21 protein-coding genes are annotated in these 19,791 nt (G+C 36.9%); 12 read left to right on the top strand and 9 right to left on the bottom strand.

All coding sequences use genetic code 11. From position 1 onward, the window contains the following. Nucleotides 1-720, bottom strand: coding sequence for a tetrahydromethanopterin S-methyltransferase subunit D (mtrD, locus tag J2T59_RS04105; RefSeq protein ID WP_259134216.1), 720 nt, complete (start codon nucleotides 718-720; stop codon nucleotides 1-3). Then, nucleotides 717-1,628, bottom strand: coding sequence for a tetrahydromethanopterin S-methyltransferase subunit E (mtrE, locus tag J2T59_RS04100; RefSeq protein WP_259134213.1), 912 nt, complete (start codon nucleotides 1,626-1,628; stop codon nucleotides 717-719). The genes mtrD and mtrE overlap by 4 nt, the downstream gene beginning before the upstream one ends. 355 nt (nucleotides 1,629-1,983) lie before the next feature. Here mtrE and J2T59_RS04095 point away from each other — a divergent pair, with 355 nt between their 5' ends. Further along, entirely contained in the window at nucleotides 1,984-2,460 is a 477-nt protein-coding gene (locus tag J2T59_RS04095) for a DUF5806 family protein (RefSeq protein WP_259134210.1), read from the top strand. 9 nt (nucleotides 2,461-2,469) lie between these two features. Here J2T59_RS04095 and J2T59_RS04090 read toward each other — a convergent pair whose 3' ends face one another. Next, nucleotides 2,470-2,718 (bottom strand): hypothetical protein, encoded by a 249-nt coding sequence (locus tag J2T59_RS04090; RefSeq protein ID WP_259134208.1) that lies wholly within the window; start codon nucleotides 2,716-2,718, stop codon nucleotides 2,470-2,472. Between the two features lie 105 nt (nucleotides 2,719-2,823). Here J2T59_RS04090 and J2T59_RS04085 point away from each other — a divergent pair, with 105 nt between their 5' ends. From J2T59_RS04085 to J2T59_RS04065, 5 genes are all read left to right on the top strand, one after another. Beyond that, entirely contained in the window at nucleotides 2,824-3,114 is a 291-nt protein-coding gene (locus J2T59_RS04085; RefSeq protein ID WP_259134205.1) for a signal recognition particle protein Srp19, read from the top strand. Between the two features lie 51 nt (nucleotides 3,115-3,165). Beyond that, entirely contained in the window at nucleotides 3,166-3,378 is a 213-nt protein-coding gene (locus J2T59_RS04080) for a heavy-metal-associated domain-containing protein (RefSeq protein ID WP_259134202.1), read from the top strand. A 173-nt stretch (nucleotides 3,379-3,551) separates the two neighbouring features. Beyond that, nucleotides 3,552-4,736 (top strand): quaternary amine ABC transporter ATP-binding protein, encoded by a 1,185-nt coding sequence (locus J2T59_RS04075; RefSeq protein WP_259134200.1) that lies wholly within the window; start codon nucleotides 3,552-3,554, stop codon nucleotides 4,734-4,736. 2 nt (nucleotides 4,737-4,738) lie between these two features. Beyond that, nucleotides 4,739-5,584, top strand: a complete 846-nt coding sequence (locus J2T59_RS04070) for an ABC transporter permease (protein ID WP_259134199.1) — start codon at nucleotides 4,739-4,741, stop codon at nucleotides 5,582-5,584. A gap of 130 nt (nucleotides 5,585-5,714) precedes the next feature. Then, a complete protein-coding gene (locus J2T59_RS04065; protein WP_259134196.1) occupies nucleotides 5,715-6,590 on the top strand; it encodes a glycine betaine ABC transporter substrate-binding protein in 876 nt (291 codons plus the stop codon). A 368-nt stretch (nucleotides 6,591-6,958) separates the two neighbouring features. Here J2T59_RS04065 and J2T59_RS04060 read toward each other — a convergent pair whose 3' ends face one another. Both J2T59_RS04060 and J2T59_RS04055 read right to left on the bottom strand, forming a co-directional pair. Continuing rightward, nucleotides 6,959-7,132: a preprotein translocase subunit Sec61beta gene (locus J2T59_RS04060; RefSeq protein WP_259134194.1), complete on the bottom strand. Its 174-nt coding sequence runs from the start codon at nucleotides 7,130-7,132 to the stop codon at nucleotides 6,959-6,961. A gap of 80 nt (nucleotides 7,133-7,212) precedes the next feature. Further along, the gene (locus J2T59_RS04055; protein ID WP_259134191.1) at nucleotides 7,213-8,232 is read right to left on the bottom strand and encodes an S-methyl-5-thioribose-1-phosphate isomerase; all 1,020 of its coding nucleotides are present in this window, start codon (nucleotides 8,230-8,232) and stop codon (nucleotides 7,213-7,215) included. Between the two features lie 96 nt (nucleotides 8,233-8,328). Here J2T59_RS04055 and J2T59_RS04050 point away from each other — a divergent pair, with 96 nt between their 5' ends. Beyond that, nucleotides 8,329-10,158: an HD domain-containing protein gene (locus tag J2T59_RS04050; protein WP_259134189.1), complete on the top strand. Its 1,830-nt coding sequence runs from the start codon at nucleotides 8,329-8,331 to the stop codon at nucleotides 10,156-10,158. 8 nt (nucleotides 10,159-10,166) lie between these two features. Beyond that, nucleotides 10,167-10,922, top strand: a complete 756-nt coding sequence (locus J2T59_RS04045; RefSeq protein ID WP_259134188.1) for a tRNA (adenine-N1)-methyltransferase — start codon at nucleotides 10,167-10,169, stop codon at nucleotides 10,920-10,922. Nucleotides 10,923-11,202: 280 nt separating this feature from the next. Here J2T59_RS04045 and radB read toward each other — a convergent pair whose 3' ends face one another. After that, nucleotides 11,203-11,871: a DNA repair and recombination protein RadB gene (gene radB / locus J2T59_RS04040; RefSeq protein WP_259134352.1), complete on the bottom strand. Its 669-nt coding sequence runs from the start codon at nucleotides 11,869-11,871 to the stop codon at nucleotides 11,203-11,205. Between the two features lie 407 nt (nucleotides 11,872-12,278). Here radB and J2T59_RS04035 point away from each other — a divergent pair, with 407 nt between their 5' ends. From J2T59_RS04035 to J2T59_RS04020, 4 genes are all read left to right on the top strand, one after another. Continuing rightward, nucleotides 12,279-12,536 carry a glutaredoxin family protein gene (locus J2T59_RS04035; RefSeq protein WP_259134186.1) on the top strand — a complete coding sequence of 86 codons (258 nt, stop codon included), beginning with the start codon at nucleotides 12,279-12,281 and terminating at the stop codon, nucleotides 12,534-12,536. Nucleotides 12,537-12,674: 138 nt separating this feature from the next. Beyond that, nucleotides 12,675-14,942, top strand: coding sequence for an anaerobic ribonucleoside-triphosphate reductase (nrdD, locus tag J2T59_RS04030; RefSeq protein ID WP_374761077.1), 2,268 nt, complete (start codon nucleotides 12,675-12,677; stop codon nucleotides 14,940-14,942). Nucleotides 14,943-14,950: 8 nt separating this feature from the next. Continuing rightward, complete coding sequence (locus J2T59_RS04025) at nucleotides 14,951-15,721, top strand: anaerobic ribonucleoside-triphosphate reductase activating protein (RefSeq protein WP_259134184.1); 771 nt, start codon at nucleotides 14,951-14,953, stop codon at nucleotides 15,719-15,721. A gap of 68 nt (nucleotides 15,722-15,789) precedes the next feature. Next, a complete protein-coding gene (locus tag J2T59_RS04020) occupies nucleotides 15,790-17,205 on the top strand; it encodes a sodium/glutamate symporter (RefSeq protein ID WP_259134182.1) in 1,416 nt (471 codons plus the stop codon). A 114-nt stretch (nucleotides 17,206-17,319) separates the two neighbouring features. On the opposite strand, the gene J2T59_RS04015 is transcribed toward J2T59_RS04020, so the two are convergent. The 3 genes from J2T59_RS04015 to J2T59_RS04005 form a co-directional block, all read right to left on the bottom strand. Then, a complete protein-coding gene (locus J2T59_RS04015) occupies nucleotides 17,320-18,126 on the bottom strand; it encodes a TspO-related membrane protein (protein ID WP_259134180.1) in 807 nt (268 codons plus the stop codon). 184 nt (nucleotides 18,127-18,310) lie between these two features. Next, nucleotides 18,311-18,544, bottom strand: coding sequence for a thioredoxin family protein (locus J2T59_RS04010; protein WP_259134177.1), 234 nt, complete (start codon nucleotides 18,542-18,544; stop codon nucleotides 18,311-18,313). Nucleotides 18,545-18,651: 107 nt separating this feature from the next. Next, nucleotides 18,652-19,692 carry a permease gene (locus J2T59_RS04005; RefSeq protein WP_310572655.1) on the bottom strand — a complete coding sequence of 347 codons (1,041 nt, stop codon included), beginning with the start codon at nucleotides 19,690-19,692 and terminating at the stop codon, nucleotides 18,652-18,654. Between the last annotated feature and the right edge of the window lie 99 nt (nucleotides 19,693-19,791).

Raw genomic sequence — 19,791 nt, 5'->3', positions numbered from 1 at the left:
TTAAATCCCTCCTATTATGATTATACTCATGATAGCACTCAAGAATGTTACTACTATTGATGCAACAATAGCTTTTGGAACTCTCTTGAACTTAGGGTCAATGAACCCTTCAGTTGTACCTCCAATGTTATAGGAAGCAATGACTGCATTGATGAAGAATATCGCTACAGCAAGTATACTTGCAAGCCCTATCACGTTTAGAGCAGTTGTAGCATTAGTTACACTTAGGAGTGCGAAATAGACCATTGCACCACCAAGTCCACCAAGTCCTCCACCAATAATACCACTGATATAACATGATGTTGGTACTCCGTGTCCTTCAGTACCTTGTGACAAATATAGGTCCTGTCTATCTTTGGTGATAGGGTCATATTTCACTTTACCAGAAGCAGGTGTAACTCCAACTCCATAAATGTACATGAAATTACCTACAAGCATTGTACTTCCGATCATGATCATCGCACCGACCATACCCGAGGCGATAACCAACAACATATCATCTGCAACTCTCATTACAGCAGCAGCTGTTACAAGTCCAGTCAATCCAGCTCCTGCAGCAAGCTGTACAGTACCAGTACCTACACCAGTAGCTTGTCCCATTGCCGCAGGTGCTCCTCCGACAGGAACGAAGTGTACACCAATTGCTACTAACAATCCGCCAACAACTATCAGTAATAGATATAATAAGTTATCAGCCATAAGACCTACATAATCTATCATGCGGTCACCTCGTCATTGTCAGCTTTATAAGGTCCATAACTTTTCCGTGAGGAAACTTCTATCATCCTGTTGAAAATAATCAATACTAATACAATTAATAGGCCTGCTATGACTGATGCCCATGCAATCATTTGACTAATAGACGGGTCGAACACCATAGTGATCCAACCTGACAGGAATACAGTCATTCCGAATGCGAGACCCGTTGCAGGTCCACCGAACTTAATGCAGAACCATGAATTATCAATTCCGTTACGAAGTCCAGCTTCACCGTTCCTTACAATGTTTCCAGACTGGGCAGCATTGACTCCAGATCCGTACTCAGTGTTCTGGTATTGTCTTTCAGCTCCGTAATGAACATCTCCAGTTGAAGATCCAATTGCACCAACTGCAGTTCCCCATATGAACGCAAGCAGTGCGAGCGGGAACGGATGGTTTAGAACTGAAATCATTATGTAAGATATAATTACGATCGAAAAAGTTGTAACAAACGCATAAGCCATAATTGGTGATATATGTCCTCTTAGAATGTCCATATACACTGGCTGCTTGAACCTGCTCTGACTTGTGGGTCTTCCAAAAAAAGACATAGTCGAATACGATCCATGTGCAAGAGCTGCGACAAATGCACCAATTGTTATTGAGAATAAAGCAGACATTCCAAGTGCATCCATCAATATGGCTGCTGTAGTACCACCTATAGCACACATTAGTGCATTTGAGGGTGGTTCTCCGGAAATAGCTTTGTTGAATATTCTATGCGGATACATCATTTGTGGTGCTAACTGTACCTGAGAGTTAGGGTTACTTTGAGAACCGACATTTGATTCCGAATCCTCGGAAATGCCGGCAATAACTGCAGCAGCACCCATTAATGCTAATACACCCATACCTATGAGTGGGTCCATTCATTTTCCTCCTATTTTGTCTTTATTTTTTTATATTTTAGATTTTAATTAATTGAGTAGCTTATGTGCCACGTATAGCACTCTGTTGCATATCGATTATTCTATATCTCAAGACATGATATAGACTAATGTCAACTGTATTTGAATACATTGAATCCTTCATAAACTTTTCGAATTCACTGATAGGCGCTACTTTTCATTTTTTGAGTATACTATTTTTCAAGTTAAATTCAAATTAGACATCAATATGTTTGAAGTTATTAGGTATTTTTATATAATAGGACCACATACGCCAATATTATATTGGTTGCAATACTAAATCCATATAGCTATTTTTCCTTTTAAAGGTGGTAACTTGGAGGACAAAAAAGCATTTCGCTATCAAAAGTTTCAAAAAATGAACGGTAAGAGCTACGGAGATGTTACTAGATATCTGAAAAAGACCACACATCTTACAGCACGCGAATGGATGATTGCTCATCTTTGTTCTGACTTTAAAGATACACTGAATCGATCACAAATGACATGGATTGGCGAGAATTTGCCACAATTGGTTCCATTCGCTGAAGAACCTTATTCAAGACATGAAGTTTCAAATTCCTATTCTACGTTCAAAAAAAAAGTAAGAAGGTCAGGGACAACTTTTTTTTATGCATACTATGCAGGTCTCATATCAAAAGATGAAATGCTTGATATGATACATTCAATAATTTCAGACCTCGCGACTCTTACTCGGGCCGAGAACAATGAAGTTTCTGAAGCCCATGATATCGAGGTTCAAAAGATCATTGCAGAAGTTTTCAGGAACATAAATGAAGAAATGGTGGACTAAAAAATTAATTCATTCCATTACACATTTACAGAGCATGGATAGATCAACATGTTTGACAAACCTTGCCTGAACTGCCGAGATGTAGAGTTTTTGATCACCTACATTGATCACTATATCAGTTGGTTTATTGTCTTTCATTTCTAGAGGGAGTATCAGAGGTCCAGCACATGTGGTATTCACTCGATAATCTTTTTGTTTTTTTTGAATATATTCTTTAAGTTCAGGTGATACAGTGATTGAACTCTCATTTGTTGCCATGATTTATACAAATAAATGTCCTAATAGATAAAAGTTAGCTTCATATTTTTTGATAGTATTCATCAGATTTAAATTCAATGAACGTTTCATATTCAACACATGCTGATGAAAGAGAGAGGTAAACTGGTTATCTGGCCTGCCTATATAGACAAGACCAAAACAAGAAATCAAGGTCGTATAATCTCAAGAAAGAAATCAGTCAAGGAACCACACCTGTCCGAAATTGAAGTAGCAGCTACAGAGTTGGGATTAAATCCTGAAGTAGAAGCTGATAAAAAATACCCGAGATCATGGTGGGAGAGAAGTGGTAGGATTCTTGTAGATAATACTGAACCAAAAACTAAGATAGCCAGACTTATAGCAGATAGTATAAAGAAGAAAAGGAATACTGCCTGAATATTTTCGTATAACCTGATATACACTTTATTTACACATGGAGGCAAAAAGTTGAAGAAGGTTAAGTTTGATATTGAAGGTATGTCATGTCAACATTGTAAGTCAGCAGTTGAAAGCTCATTATCTTCACTTAATGGTATCTTGGTTGCTGAGGTAAACCTTGATGAAGGTACTGCAATAGTCGAATACGATGAGAAAATGACTGATTCAAACACTATTAAAAATACTGTTATTAAAGCAGGTTACAATGTCAGTGAGAACTGAAAAATAGACCTGATATGTCATGGTTTTAGGTTTTAGTTTAGCAACTATGCACAAAGTCTAACATGATTATTTATATACAATTACGGATAAATTATATATTATCCAAAAATTATTATTTTATACGTATATCCGAGATAAAAACAAGGTTTAATTGTTAAATTGGAGATTAAAACGTGGAAGAAAAGACGAAAATAGAAATCAAGGATGTTTCCAAGGTTTTTGGTAAAAATCCGAAAAAAGCTTTAGGTTTGTTGGAAGAGGGGTTATCTAAAGCTGATATTTTAGAGAAGACGGGTAACAATGTAGGTCTCTATAAACTTAATTTTGAGATCAAAGATGGGGAGATATTTGTGATAATGGGTCTATCAGGCTCAGGAAAATCAACACTTCTTAGATGTATTAATAGATTAATAGAACCTACAGTTGGAGAGATATTGATCGATGGATCAGATGTAGTGAAAATGAAGTCAGAAACACTTCGAGAACTACGACGAAATAAATTAGGGATGGTATTCCAAAACTTTGGACTAATCCCACATAGAAGTGTTCTTGATAATGTGGCTTATGGATTAGAGGTTCGTGGTATTGATAAAGAGGAAAGGTACAAAAAAGCAATTGAAGCCATCGAGAACGTTGGTTTGAAGGGTCATGAGAATAGTAGTATCTCTGAACTAAGTGGTGGTATGCAGCAACGTGTTGGACTAGCACGTGCTCTTGCAACCGACCCAGATATTCTTTTAATGGACGAAGCTTTCAGTGCACTTGACCCCCTTATTAGGAGTGAGATGCAAGACGAACTCTTAGCACTCCAGGACAGGATGCAAAAAACCATTGTCTTCGTATCACATGATCTTGATGAAGCACTCAAACTGGGTGATAGGATTTTATTGATGAATGAAGGAAAAGCTGTACAGATAGGAACTGCAGAAGAAATCTTAACAGAACCTGCAGATGATTACGTTGCTAAATTCGTTGCCGGTGTAGATAGATCTAAAGTGCTGGTTGCAGAAGCTGTAATGAAACGACCAGATCCGGTAATATCTATCAATTCTACATTAAAAGTTGCAGTTCAGCTAATGAGGAAACATGGTATATCATCGATTTATGTTGTTGATCGAAACAAGATACTAAAAGGTTTTGTGACTATAGATGAAGCAATTGAGGGTATGAAAGCTGGCAAGACAATTGATGATGTGATGAAAAAGGATAGTGAGACCACATCTCCTGATACACCACTGAACGAACTAATTCCTATTATAGAATCTACATCTCCAGTTGCTGTGGTTGATGAGAGAAAGAAACTATTGGGTGTAGTTGTTAGAGGAAGTGTGCTAGGAGCACTAGCAATGGAGGAATAATCATGGCACAAGCTTTAGAAATTCCAAAGATACCACTTGGTGATGGTGCAGAGAAAGTTGTAGAATTGATTGAGCAGAATCTCGGTTTTTTGCTTGATATATTCACCACAATAATGAATATCTTGATAAGTGGTATTAGGGATGTTCTGTTCTTTTTACCACCAGTCTTATTTATCATAGTTGTTGCAGCTATTTCTTACTTGATAAGTCGACGTGACTTGAAGTTAGCTGTGGGTGTGGCTGTAGCATTGACACTTATTGAAAGTATGAGGTTATGGGCACTTACAATGCAAACACTTTCACTCGTGCTTGCAGCAGCTTTGGTTGCACTTGTTATAGCTATTCCGATAGGGATACTAGCCGCTAAAAGTGAGACCTTGTATCAGATAATTCGGCCGATGCTTGATTTCATGCAAACAATGCCTTCCTTTGTATATCTGATACCTGCGGTCATTTTCTTTGGTTTGGGTAATGTACCAGGACTTGTTGCAACCACAGTTTTCGCAATGCCACCACCAATTAGACTAACAGTTTTAGGCATTAAACATGTCCCTAAAGAACTTAAAGAGGTAGGGGATGCATTTGGCTCCACACCTATGCAGAAACTGATCAAGATAGAATTGCCATCTGCTCTCCCTTCAATTATGGCAGGAGTGAACCAATGTATCATGCTTTCACTATCGATGGTAGTTATTGCTGCAATGATAGGTGCACCTGGCCTAGGTTATCAGGTACTCGCTGCGATTCAGAGAATAGATATCGGATCAGGATTTGAAGCTGGTCTTGGTATTGTGATAATCGCTATCATACTTGATAGATTGACACAAAGTCTCACCCCAGAAAAATAAGTGAAAACTACTTCCTTTTATTTTTTAGTAAAAAAACCCGAAAGCTTATAAGTATTGAAAAAGAAATAAAGTGGTTGATTGTATATATATAAATATATTCTTTAAAAAATATGAATAAGATGTGATGTACATGAATGATAAAATGAAAGTATTGGCAATTAGCGCAATTTTCATTATTGGTATCGTAGGCGTAGGATGTCTAGATGCTATTGATGATGAAATGACCGCATCAATAGGCTATGTTACTTGGGACGGAGAAGTTGCAAGTACAAATGTAATGAAACAAGTGCTTGAACAAGCAGGATATGATGTTGAGATTATTGCAGTAGATGCAGGACCTCTATATCAGGGACTTGCACAAGGTCAGTTCGATTTCACAACATCCGCATGGTTACCACACACCCATGGTCATTATATGGAACAGTACGGTGATGATTTTGAAGAAGTATCTACTAACCTTGAAGGATGTAAAATAGGACTCGTAGTACCTCAGTATGTTGAAATTGATTCAATTGAAGAACTGAACGATCATAAAGATCAATTCGATGGCCAGATAATTGGTATTGAACCTGGTGCTGGTATTATGAAGTCTACCGAAAGTTCTACCGAAGGTGAAGGTGCGATCGATGCATATGATCTTGACTATGAACTTGTGGCAAGCAGTAGTGCTGGTATGGCAGCTGAGCTCAGGACAGCTGTACAGAATGAAGAATGGATCGTTGTCACTGGATGGAGTCCACACTGGAAATTTGACAGATGGGACCTCAAGTATCTTGATGACCCTGAAGGTTCATACGGTGATGCAGAATATGTTGCAACACTTGCACGTGCCGGACTTCAAGAAGATAAACCAGAACTTTATGACATAATCTCAAGATTCTACTGGGAACAAGATGATATTCAAGAAGTAATGATGAATATTGAAGATGGAATGTCTCCAGAAGACGCTGCTGCCCTATGGGTAGAAGAGAATCAAGATACAGTAAATGAATGGATTGGTGAATAAGGGTACTATTTATCCCTTATACAATACATTCTTTTTTTTTGTAATATTTTCTTGAAAAAAAGTATATTATTCTTAATGAAGAATAATTTCCGTTTATTTGAATATAACTAAAAATAGAATAAATATAATATAATTTGTTTTAAAAAAACACTTTTTTATCTTCTAAATCTTCTAAGGATCAATCGTTTTAACCAAAGAATGATCTTAGCTTTTATGAATACCATTATCATTCGCTTAATCCATCTTCCTATCATAATAAACCTCCCAAAATAATCTTATTTTAAAATCAGTATAAATAGCTTGTTCCAATTTATGAATAAAAAAAGGTATTAATTAAATGTGAAATGTACCTGAATTGAATTGGTCATTCAGGGCCACATTCCAAACATTGCATTAACATAAAGGACCAATATTCCTACCAATAAGCCGACAATCAAGACACCTTTTGGATTAAGGTGTGGTGATCTTTTATCTGCGTCATAATAACGCATAAGACCGGCCGAAGACATCAGTCCGCTACCTTGAGATTTCTTTTTAGCCATATTTTATCCCCTTAATATTTTAACTTGTATGTACACTATTATGGTTCTTAATACGATTTTATCTATTAAAATGTTATTGCTCACATTCTTATTTCATCAATAATGAAGGGTGGATAGAATACGTCATTTTCTGTGATTATTGCTGAAATATTTTCCATAGGTGTTGCGTCAAAGGCGGGATTATAGACTTTTACTTCAGAGGGTGCGTACTGTACGCCTCCAATAAACCTGAGTTCATCAGGGTCTCTTTTTTCTATCTTGACACTACCCTCCCAACCCTCAAAATCGAAACTTGAGGTTGGTGCAGCTACAAAGAACGGAATCTCATGTTCAGCTGCTAATACTGAATGAGTATAAGTCCCTATCTTATTGAATACTACATCTTCTGTGATTCTATCTGCCCCTACAATGATCTTATCAATCAGTCCTTTTCTCATGACATGACCTGACATTGAATCGGTTATTAATGTTACTGGGATGTTATCTTGCATTAATTCCCAAGTGGTCAATCGGCTTCCTTGGTTTAAAGGTCTTGTTTCACAAGCAACTACTTTTATATCTTTCCCATCTTCAACAGCTGACCTTACAACTCCAAGTGCAGTTCCCCAGTCAACACAAGCAAGCCTACCCGCATTACAGTGTGTCATGACAACATCTCCATCTTCGAGCAACTCAGCACCATTTTTACCTATCTTCTTGTTTGTATCAACATCCTCTTCAGCGATCCTTAAAGCTTCATCTATCACAATGTCACGCATACCTTCAACGTCATATGCATCTGAAGTTGCTTGAAGTACTCTATCTATTGCCCATGAAAGATTTATAGCAGTTGGCCGAGTTGATTTTATCACATTTCCTGCCTTTTCAAGATCATTTAATAATGAATCCATTGTCCTTGCACTACTTAAAGTGGCAGTTAAAGCTAGTCCAAAACCACCTGCTGCACCTAAGGCGGGTGCTCCTCGTACACGTAAGGAACTAATGGCTTCACATAGTGAACTAAGGTTGCTACATTCTATGACCTTATACTCTACAGGCAATAATGTTTGATCTATCAACTTTATTGTTTTTGTTTCTTTATCCCAATCGATTGTTCTCATATGAAAATCATCCAATTATTTTTTTTGAAATATAGGTATTGGTACAGTTCACGTTTCCAGTTGGTATATATATTCTGATGATTATAGGTGTTATTGATGACAAAACCATTTATGGTTCATGATCCAGTACATAGTACAGTTGTACTGAATGAGCTAGAACAACTTCTGATAAATGACCACTGTTTACAAAGATTACGTAAAATACAGCAACTTGGTTTAGCTGATACTGTCTATCCCGGAGCTAATCACACGAGGTTCGAGCATAGTATTGGTACAATGCAAACAGCTTCCATTATAGGTAATTCATTAAACCTATGCCAGGAAGATATTGAGAAAATAAGACTTGCTGGTCTTCTACATGATGTAGGTCATGCTGCATTTTCACATGCTGTTGAAAACGTTTTGTTAAGAAATCCTGACCTTCAACCTGTCCTGAATAACAAAAAATGTTCCAGTCATGAATCATTCACACGGTTTCTGATTCAAACTCAACTCATAAACTCAGATCAAATATGTAACCTGATCGAGAAAATGAACGGTGTTGACCCGGTCTATTTTCTAAAAGAGATAGGAAATATTGCTATCGGAGATACAGAAAATGTGGCCAAACCTTACCTATCACAAATCATCTCAAGCGATATTGATGCTGATAGAATTGATTTTCTATTAAGAGATTCGTATCATACAGGCATTTCTCTTGGATTAATTGATGTTGATCAAATTGTACAGAGTTTAACCATCAAAGATAATCGACTAGTACTCGGTGCTATCTCAGAATCAAGCTATAATGAAGACCTCGTCATTACAGCTGCCGAATCGATGCTAATTGCACGTTCTCATCATTATACTGCTATTATCCATCATCCAAGGACACAGGCAGCAAGATCCATGCTACTTTATGCGCTTGAAGATGCGATATATTCATATGAAAAGATTAATGGTAAGAACATAGCAACTAACAAGGTCAAGGATTTTTTCACGTTATATAATGATAACGACCTTTTAAATTTTATTAACAAATATGGGTCAGGTAGATCTAAAGAATTGGTATCAAGAATTATTAGAGGAAATCTCTACACACCAAAGGTCAGATTCAATCAAAAAAGACTGCCTTCATCCACAAAGATGTCACTTTCTACCATTGCAAGACATGGTATAGCGTGCAAGATGTTTGAATCTGAGTTCATAAAATTACTTGATATGGAGAATATACTTATTGACTTGAATGTAGCTACAGGCCTACCTAAGACAATGAGGTTCTTGTCAGGTGAGTTTGAAAGTTTTCTATACGATGAATCTGCTCTTGCGAACGGGCTTGTACGTGCAATATCTCGTAATATTTCACTAACATGTTTTGTACAAAATGAAACTGATGTATCTGATTTGGAAGATATGAGTATATTAGAAACTAAGATGTTGGATATTGTGAATAAGTTATCTCCTAAGCTACTTAGGTTCGTTCGTGAAGATCAATATCTCGCTATTGAAGGCATACTCTTACTATTCTATAGTGTCCACAGTACGTTTGAAGAGTTACATGAGAATAAAATATCCATTCCACGTATAAGGAACATTACTTGGTTATACAGAACAATAAAAGAGTTTAGTAATAATGAAGTATTGAAGTACTTGTTCGATTACAAGTTTCATGAAAAATTTGGATTTCCTTATAGTGAGAAAGTCTATGAACATGTGCAGCTTCTGGTTGCAATGGGGATGGTAGATGAAGACCTTAGATACTATGAGAAACATGGACGTATCAAGCAGAGGTATGAATATGTTTTGACCAACGAAGGTGTGCTGTATTGCAGGAAGTTGGTTGACTCTTACAAAAGGGAACTTGAAGAAATTTTGAATTTCATTAAAAGAACACAGCATCAGATACCCAGAGATATGTTAAGTTTACCTAAAAGCAGATATAAATAGGTGTTTAAGTGAAAAAAGATGATATTATACTTCTTAGAACAGTCCATCGTAATAAACATCGAGAATTCATCACACGAGTTTCAGATGAAGCATTACATACAGACCTTGGTATAATTGATATGAATCAACTGTATGATAAGGATATAGGTGATACGGTACAGTCGCACAACGGTCATACATTCAAGATAAATTCGCCACGAACACCAGATTTCTTTAAACACGCGAAGAGGACCGGTGCACCTATGATGCCAAAAGATATTGGGCTTATCATCGCCTATACCGGTTTGAATAAGAACGACACTGTACTAGATTCTGGTACTGGGTCAGGTATTCTATCTATATATCTTGGATCTATTGCAAAAAAGGTTATCTCTTATGAAATCAAGGAAGAGTTTGTTACTGTGGCCAGAAAAAACATAGTTAATGCCGGCCTTGAAAATACAGTGGAGGTACGGTGTGGAGATATCGTTGAAGCGATCAGGGATATCACTGACACTTTCGATGTAATTACACTAGATTCGTTAAATACCATGCATGTAATCCCACATACATCTCAAGTTCTTAGAGATGGTGGATATATAGCCACTTATTCCCCTTTTATTGAGCAAACAAAAGAAATTCGTTCATCACTAACTCTGGCAGGATTTGAAGATGTAAACACCATTGAATGTATGGAACGCTCCATCTCCTTTTCAGAACGTGGTACCAGACCATCAACTTCAAGAGTGGGACATACAGGTTTTATTACAATAGCAAGGAAATGATTATTGTTATTCCTTTTTTATAATTAAAGCGTAAAACCACTATGTCTTTAGCATAGTGGATGTAAGCGTCAACTATATTCTAAATAAGTCTCAATATGTATTTAATTAACCGATGGCGAGAACCAAGCCAAAAGGAATTTAAATTGGACACCCATGGGATAGGGGTCTTCGTAAAGGGTTCCCATAGTTCGTTGCCTTTCCAGTTGGGTATGAGCTGTGATATCAGATTCCTCAAGGAATCGGTAGAAGGAAGCACCTGAGTCTTTAGCTCAGGAGTAGTTCACTTCACGCCAGTTGCAGTTATGGTGAAGTTACAATATTCACCCTCTGGCTGTGACCTATGTTTCCATAGTTTTGCTTTTCTTGTACCAATACCTGTCTTTTCTAACTGTACTATTGTTTTAGATATGTGCTCAATCCCACTACCTCCAATGGGTTTGTAACTTCCAGAAACTATATCAGTATATACTTGGTTGGTAATGATCACAGGTATTTTATATTTTCTTGCAAAACCGTGTAGAACGCCCAATTGGTTAGATAATTCCCTTCTATTTTGAACTCCAACATTTTCGTCATCAAGCTCATATCTATAAAAAGATGTAGCAGAATCTACTATAATCAGTCCTATATTCTCTTCAATTACTTTATTGATATCTATTATTGCAGAATATTGTTCTTCAAAAGTTTTAGGTTCATAGATGATTATATCTGCGGCTATTTTTCTCGAATTCTCACCCGCAATCTGTTCAAACCTATCTGGAGACAATGCCTCAGTATCAATGAAAACAGCCTTCTTTCCACTCTTGACACATTCTATTGCTGTTTGAATACATAGATTGGTCTTACCACTACCCGCTTCTCCAAACAATTGTGTGACAACACCCGCTTCAAATCCACCGCCAAGAAGCTTATCGAGCGGTTCACAACCAGAAGATACATATTTACTTATTTACTACACCTCGGTTAGGTTTTAGTTGTAGAATGACTATATACAATATACGTTTTATGGAAAAGTATATTTTTTTACATCTTCTTAATGTCAAGATACTTATATCAATATCTTTATAATTCTTTGTTACCATGTCTGTAATCAAGTTTGTTATCAAATATGGTACATAACAAATTATTTTTTGATGCAAAGATGGCATGGAAAATTATTATTAAGCTCAAAGTTGTCTAAGTAAAGTACCAATAAAATAATTCCAACATAATTGGACTTGGTATCAGGAAGTGGTGGTGGGCTGTGTGTTTTGGATAAATTGTCCATACGATCAACACGGAGTCTATGTTATTTGTATATCAAGTCTTGAATTTAATATCAGTATCATGTAACATCAATAAGCGGTTGTGAATGAAATGACGCAAATCATCGTATATACGACTCAAGTATGCCCGAAATGTAACAAGTTAAAGGAAATTTTGAAAACACATAATATAGAATACCAAGAGAGTGACATGACATCACCCGATGCTCTGACAGAACTTCGTGTAAATGGCGTGTTCAGTGTCACTGCTCCAGTGTTACAAGTTGATAATAAGTTCTATACCCATGAAGAACTGTTCCATGGGAATGCAGTGAAAAAAGAAATCATCGATGAATTAGCCGAGTTATAATTAAGAGGTGTGAGAATGCATGGTTGTGAAACTGGTACTTTAACCGAAGATAATAAAATTAACGAATTAAAGAGAAGTGAATTGAATAAGAAAGAGGCTGGTATGGATATGAAACAAGGCGAAACCCACTTAGAGAACATGCCAAAACAACAAACTTTGGAAGGTAGAGTAGTACCAGCTATGCCAAAGGTGCGAACCACTGACGGACATATTGTTGATTGGGACCGCAATGTTGTTGTCAATCAGCTGCTTAAAGAAACACAGCTATGTGAACAGTTCTATGATAAGCCCGCAGTGACATTGGAAGAGGCTAAAGAGATCGCAAAAGAAACGGAGAAGAGGATCCGTGGTATGAACTTAAAGTTCTTGTCAAGTCCACTTGTACGGGAACTTGTCAATATTGTTCTTATTGAACGAGGACATGTTGAGTGGAGGAACATATCTACGAGGGTAGGTACACCAGTTTATGACGCTTATAAGATAGATATCGGTACCGGATTTGAGGCTAAAGATAATGCAAACCTTCAAGAGAATGCAGAAACTTCTCATAAAAAGAAAGCTGATAAGATCTCAAAGGAACAGTACCTTCTTTTACTACCGCCAAAGGTTGCAGACCTTCATTTAAACGGTGATATTCATATACATGATTTAGAATATTTGGGTACTAGAGCATTCTGCCAGGACTGGGATTTAAGATACTTTTTCTATTATGGTCTAATGCCAGACGGTTCTGGTACAAAGGCCAGTGTCGCAGGTCCGTCAAAAAATGCAGAGGTTGCTATACTCCATGCAGTTAAGGCTCTTGGTAGTGCCCAGACCAACTTTGCAGGTGGACAAGGCTTCTATAACTTCCTTACTTTCATAGCTCCTTATTTTGAAGGGATGGAATATCAGGAGATCGAACAATTAATGCAAATGTTCGTGTATGAAATGACACAAATGATGGTTGCTAGAGGCGGGCAACTAGTATTCTCATCGGTACAACTATCCCCAGGCGTACCTAAACTGTGGAGAGATAAACCAATTGTTGCAAAAGGCCGTGTATGGAATGGTCAAGACGTGCCTCTTAGGACATATGGAGAATTCGAACGTGAAGTAAGACTCGGGTTTAAGGCTTTAATGAATGTCATGTTACAAGGGGACTATTGGGGTAAACCGTTCAATTTCCCCAAACCTGAGATATCGATTGAGCCTGATTTTATGGAAGAGGATGAAGAGTTCAATCGTCTGAACCCAGAACTTCCAACATACGATGAACTGTATACAATGTCGTTTGAACTTGCTTCTAAGTTTGGGACACCTTATTTTGATAATCAATTGCCTTCTTATAGGGGAGCAGGTGAGGGTATATCCTGTTACCAGTGTTGCGCATACCAGTTCTCAGCAACTGCTGATGCAGATTCCTATTTCGAGGATAAGTTGTATTTCAAGGATGGAATGCACTTTTCAATGGGTGCATGGCAGGTTGTATCCTTGAACTGTCCCAGGGCTGCATATAGGGCAAACGGTACTGATGAATCCTTATTCAAGGAACTCAGGAGATTAATGGATCAAGCAGTTGAGGTGTTCAAGGTAAAGAGGCGGTGGATGGATTATATTATCAATAATGGTAGAATGCCGTTTGCAACTCAACAGCCCAAAGACCCAGTAACCGGAAAGAAAGGAGCTATTGCAGTAGATATAGATTCATTAGTATATACTATAGGCGTAATAGGTCTTAATGAACTTGTCCAGCATCACACAGGATACCAAATGCATGAATCAAAGGATGCTTTCAAGTTTGCTATAAGGTGCATGACAGAAATGGAACTCTATTCAAAACAGCTTAGTTCTAAATATTCTATGGAAATTGCGTTAGCTCGAACTCCTGCAGAAACAACATGTCAGCGTTTTGCAGTCTCTGATCTGCTCCACGAAGAATTCTCTAGCTATGCAGAGAATGTCATTAAAGGTGATATTGAAAGTACCAGGGCTCAGATCAAAGATACAAGGGATCTCCCGATCTATTATACCAATGGTACACATGTACCCCCAGGCGCAAATGTATCTATAACAGATCGAATCAATGTCGAACATGTGTTCTTCCCAATAGTTGATGGTGGGAATATCTTGCATGTATGGATGGGAGAAGGTCATCCCGATCCTAAAGGTCTTAAAGACTTTGCTATGAATATAGCCAAGAATACACAGGTTGGTTATTTTGCTTTTACTAAAGATATGACTGTATGTATGAACGATTTCCATGTGGATTCTGGCCTGAAAGACATGTGTACAAACTGTAATTCGGATAATGTTGAACATTTATCAAGGGTCACTGGGTATGTTCAAGCAGTAGGTGGATGGAACGCAGCGAAAAAGCAAGAATTGAAAGATCGTATGAGATATAACTCATCCGACATGGTCTAAGAATAATTATGGAAGTGAACTATTCGAGTTCAGTTTCAGTATCAACGGTTGATTGGTATGGCAGAGCATCAACCGTTCTTTTTTTTAATCAATGTCCGTTTAGATGCCCCTACTGTCAGAACCATGAACTTTTGGAGAAAAATGAACTTATAGATATTTCTGTACCTAAACAGGATATAATTAAATCAATTCCTTTTGTGAGCGCTGTTGTTTTCTCAGGAGGTGAACCTTTGTTACATATGAATGGCCTATTGGAGTTAGCATCTTTTGCTAAAGAAAAAGGGTTATTGGTAGGGGTTGAAACTAACGGCTTTTTTGATGAGTCTATCAAGTACTTAATATCTCAAAATATGGTTGACAGGTTTTTTATTGATCTAAAAGCACCTTTTAGTGACATTTACTTATATTCAAAAGTATGTGGTCTTGACTCGAAATATAGTACTAATTTAAATCCTATTCAAGTGATTGATCGGGTAAAGAAGTCTCTTAAATATATTCATAGTTCTAATATAGAGTTAGAGATACGTACAACGGTTATGAAAGGATTGGTCGGTACACCCGCTCAGATACTTGATATCTCTAACTGGATTGCTTCAAATCTTGATCCGAAAGTTCCCTTTGTGATCCAACAAGGAAATAATCAAAATACATTGGACACAGGATTAAATCGGTTTGAACAATTCAGTAGAGATGAACTTCTTGATCTTGGGGATGATGCAAAGAGCTATCTTTATAATGTCTGGATACGTTCAAGAGAACAAGGTAATGAAAAGGTTTAACTTTAAAATATTATCATTATAATAACAGCTAAGTAGAAAAAAAGTGATAGTGTAGGGATGTAAGATCAATGTCAGCTTCAATGGTAGGAATGAGTTTTCTTTTACTTGGTATTATTTTATTATTAGGTAAATGGATTCGTTTAATGTCCCCGCCTTTACAAAGACTCTTCATTCCAAGTTCATTGATAGGTGGATTTCTTGCATTATTTCTTGGTCCTGACGTTCTTGGTTATATAGTAACATGGCTTGGTTATGATAATACATTTTTAGCTGACGGTCTATTTCCTGAAAATATTCTGGATTCATGGGCAGTTCTACCTGGCCTTTTCATCAACATAATATTTGCAACACTTTTCCTTGGTAAAAAGATACCTAATCTCAAGAAGATATGGCTCATCGCCGGGCCTCAAGTAGCACATGGTCAATCTATGGCATGGGGCCAATATGTCTTTGGTATCTTAGTAACATTACTTATCCTGACACCTTTCTTTGCAGTAAATCCAATGGCAGGTGCACTTATTGAGATAGGGTTTGAAGGTGGACATGGAACAGCGGCAGGAATGGCCGGCACATTTGAAGAACTGGGTTTTGAAGAAGGTGCAGATCTTGCATTAGGTTTGGCAACAATTGGTATTTTGGTAGGTGTTGTTTTCGGGATAATTTTATTGAATTATGGTATTCGGCGTGGTGATTCATCAGTTTTAAAGGATTCAAGTGAGATTAAAATGGATAAGTTGCAGCAAGCAGGTATTGTTGACTTTGATGCAAGGGAATCAGCAGGATCTATCACCACAAGACCTGAATCAATTGAACCACTATCATTACATTTAGCTTACGTTGGTGTTGCTATTGGTATAGGTTACATTTTACTTGAAATACTTATCTTGATAGAAGAATTGATGTGGGGTCAATCAATGGATATCTATCTATTGAAATATATTCCACTGTTCCCTCTGGCTATGATAGGAGGTATTCTTCTACAACTATTCCTTGATAAGTTCGATGTCCACCAAACACTTGATCGAAATATTATGATGCGAATTCAAGGTCTTTCACTCGACATTCTAATTGTAAGTGCAATTGCGACCTTATCACTAACAGTTATTGGTGAGAACCTTGCACCGTTCTTGATTTTAGCTCTAGTAGGTATTGTTTGGAACATTGTAGCATATCTCTATTTAGCACCAAGGATGATACCTTCTTATTGGTTTGAAAGAGGTATTGGTAATTTTGGTCAATCCATGGGTATGACTGCCAGTGGTCTATTGCTAATGAAAATAGCAGATCCTGAAAACAAATCACCTGCACTCGAGAGTTTCGGATACAAACAGCTCTTGTTTGAACCTATTGTTGGTGGTGGAATTTTTACAGCAGCATCAGTTCCCCTCATATTCCAATTCGGTCCCGTGCCAGTTCTCATCCTTGCGATTGTTTTATTGGCTTTCTGGATGTGGCTTGGTCTATTCCACTTTGGAAGAAAGTGAAATACCACAAAGGTTAGAATTGTATAGTTAGCTAATTACTAATTACAGAGAAACAAACAATCTTAAGGATAAGTTGTATTGATTGTCAGTAATAAAGAATGGGTACAAAGCCAATCAAAGTTGGTTATAAGCACTATTACTATTTCTTCTTCGATATATAATATAGATTATTGAGATTAACAGTAAAATAATACAAAGTAATGTAATGGCGATGATTGAAGTATATTCGCCATCAAACCCTTCTGATGATATATGTCTATATAATATTCCAGAATATGCCCAGATAATCACTAGGCCATAGGCAAGATCGAGATTTTTCAACATGGTTGTAGCTCCAATGAGAAATCCGATAAAGATTATGATCACGGTCCATGTGGGTTCAGCAATTCCGAATCCATCCCAGTTGATACTTACAAGCAATGTAGTAACATTTGCAATCGTAGCTACGGTGATCCAACCAAAATAAACGCTAAAAGGAATAGCGATAAAAAGTCTCTCATTCAAAGAAAACATATCATTTCTTGTATTTTGATTTATTAGTATCAAGCAAACCAAGATCACAACTATCAATAACAAGGCTAAGAATATTTGCTGGTAATGCCATGCAAATATCCATGCAGCATTTGCAACAGAAGATATGGAGAATAGAATGCCAACATTGTTCAATAGTTCAGTGTTCTCATCAGCTGTACTCTTTTTGAAATATCCTAGCTGGTAAACTGTGTATCCTGCTAATAAGAGGTAGATGAGACCCCAAATTGCGAATGTGAATCCTGCAGGCGCAAAAAGGTTTGGATATGAGTCAGATACTTGACCAGTTGTTACTTCGTTTATTGGTAAAGTATTGGCTAGTATATTGACACTAACCATTAACAAAAAAGCTAGTAATGTAACAATTCGGATCAATTGTGTACGGTTCATGTATCTAATCTTCTCCCTATACTTTATACTTGCAGTTACTAAAAAATTATCTATAATTCTTATATTATAGGATATCCCTCAAGATAATTAAATATGTCACTATAAATAGAACTAAGAACACCAAATTAAAGAAATAAAGGAAAAATAAATCTGTTTTTTTACTGTATTTAGTGTACTCTTATACTTACACTGTTAGCCATGATTTAATCTCATCTTCGCTTGGTACTTTACCGGAGACCTTAACTTCACCATCAATGACAACCGCAGGAGTGACCATTACTCCATACCCCATAATATCATTTATATCTTCAATCTTCTTGATATCAGCATCAACTCCTACACTATTCACGGCCTTCTCTACATTTTCAAGTACCATTTTGCATTTTGCACAACCGGTTCCAAGTATTTCTATTTTCATCCAATCACTCCTATTATCATTTGTGTATTTTCATATTTAAATAAGAATCGCTGACAATCATGGTAGCTATTCTATTCTCATGTTTGAAGTTAGATCACAATCACAATTCATACCAGGAACCCAAAAATAAGTCCTGCAAATGCCGAAATTAATGTAACTAATAGGACGTATGTCAATCCCTTTTTGAGACCTATTATACGTGTGATCACTATCATGTTAGGTAAACTTACTGCAGGGCCAGCTAATAACATGGTAAGTGCTGGTCCGTTCCCCATTCCAAGATATATTAACGAACCCACGATAGGTACTTCAGTTAAAGTCGAGAAATACATTAAACCTGCAGCAACAGCAGCTGTAAGATTTGAAACTAAGGTATTCTCTCCTACATACCTCACAACATATTCGGCGGGTAACAGTTCCACAATTATTCCTGCAAAGAAAATACCAACAAGCAATAGAGGTACTATTTGTTTTACAAGGAACCATACTTCATTCATCCAGGAACGAAGTTCATCTTTACTAAACCACATGAATGAATAATATACGGTAACGGCTACAAGAGGTGAGATTACAACCAAACTTATTGCTAATGAATCAAAGAAATTTGGTAATATCATTATTGCAAGCAGTAACATGAAAAGTTTAACACTCTTCATATCAATTCCACTATCTTCTAAATGCATTTGTGTCTCTTCACTCTTCTCTCTTTCAAATATCATGGCCATAGTGAGCCCAATAACTATCGCAAACAGAATGGCTAACAAAGCCCTAGCTAATCCAAGATCGAATCCAAGTATTTGGGCAGTATAAACAATTGCTAGAATGTTGATCGCTGGTGCTGAATATAGAAATGCAGATGCCGGCCCAATTCCTGCTCCAATTCGATTAATACCTGCAAACAATGGAAGTACGGTACAGCTGCAGACCGCGAGCACCGTCCCTGAAACCGAAGCAACGGAATAAGAAATATATTTTGGTGTATCTCTTCCAAAGAACTTTAGTATAGTTTCCTTTGAAAATAATGCTGCAATTGCGCCAGCTAGGAAAAATGCAGGAATTAGACACAATAATACATGTGCTGCAAGATATTCCTGTAGAGATTCATAACCAATTGCTGCTAAATAGGAAATGTATTCTATTACCAACATACCACCATTTTTAGAGTTAATTTGAATGCGTAATAACAATATATATAAATACTTATTTCAAATTGATGTGAAATAAAAATAATTTAAGAATTTTCTATT

Source organism: Methanosalsum natronophilum, from assembly GCF_024808815.1.
GTDB lineage: Archaea > Halobacteriota > Methanosarcinia > Methanosarcinales > Methanosarcinaceae > Methanosalsum > Methanosalsum natronophilum.
This window is presented reverse-complemented; position numbering and strand designations above follow the sequence as displayed.